This is a genomic window from Aquabacterium sp. (assembly GCF_030652515.1).
GTDB lineage: Bacteria > Pseudomonadota > Gammaproteobacteria > Burkholderiales > Burkholderiaceae_C > Aquabacterium.
Window position 1 is genome coordinate 1 of record NZ_JAUSAR010000198.1, and the last position, 1,275, is coordinate 1,275.

The 1,275-nt window shown below is 38.8% G+C and carries 1 protein-coding gene; it reads left to right on the top strand.

Features of this window, described 5'->3' with window-relative positions:
- The coding region (locus Q7V20_RS22840) for a reverse transcriptase domain-containing protein (RefSeq protein ID WP_304796233.1) at window positions 1–1,275 on the top strand (1,275 nt) is incomplete at both ends.

Genomic DNA, 1,275 nt, shown 5'->3' on the forward strand with positions numbered 1-1,275 from the left:
GCAACGTGCTGCAGATGGATGGGATGCAAATCATGCAGCACATAACAACAGTAATAATAACAAAAATGATAGCAAAGAAGAAGAGAAAGATAACAATAATAACCATGTTCATCGTTTTCATTCTGATATATCTTCCATACATTCATCTATGCCACCTCGTACTTGTCGTATCAAAGATGATGCTGATACCATTCAAGCCAATCAATCAGTGAAATTAGTACAATCTGGTGTTAAACATGCTTGTAAACGCGCTGCTAAGAAACTATGTTGTGTGGCTCCTGTCAAACGCCGTAATATAGCTGAGGTGATACAATCTTTAAAACAAAAACAGTTACCAGCGGGAGCTGCTATGGAACCACCTGCTGCTGGTATCAATCCTGTCGCGGTAGATGGTGATGGTATTGCAAAAGTGATAGCCTCTCTGGTTGACAATGGTAGTCGGTGTGGTCCTTCAGGTGCTACTGGTTCACATATAGTCGAACTAACCACTGATGCTGTCCATCGTCGTCATCCTAATCTTCGTAGCAACTTAGCAATATTTGTGTCATGTATATGTAATGGTCGTTTCACTGGTGATGTAAAACATTTGTTATTGGCATGTGAGCTTGCTGGTATACCAAAAGATAGTGGTGTGGATGGTGATGTTCGCCCTATAGCAATGGGAGAGGTGCTATATAAAACAGCATCTCACTATTGTATGCATCTCATGAAAGATAAAATGTCATCGTTATTTAAGACCATTCAGTATGGTGTTGGTCGTGGTGGTGGTTCACAATATGCTTTACATGTGATTCGTACTGCTTTGACTGTGAAGCCTGTAGCTGGTAGTGATGCTCAATATAATGAAATTATGAATAATCGTATTGGTATGGCCATTGATTTTAAGAATGCTTTTAATTCTATTCACCGTCATAAGGTCATGGAGCGACTAAGTAACTGTAATGCTACACGCTGTTTATTAAATTTCTTTTATTGGAGTTATGCAGAAGCTTCGCCTTTGTTAGTATTTGATTATGATACTAACATATTAGCAGCTTTGTTAGATTCTGTACAAGGTGTTAAACAGGGTGATCCGGTATCTGCTTTTGCATTTGCTTTTACTGTTCAACAATTGTACAAAGATGCGCTTGCTGCTGGTGATGGTAGTGTGATTGCTGCTGCTATACAAGATGAGTGTACTATTATACGGGATTATCGTCAAGTATTTAAGGTGTTTGATCGATTGAAAGAATTATCGTCTGATTATGGTTTCGAATTACAGGCACACAAATGTCA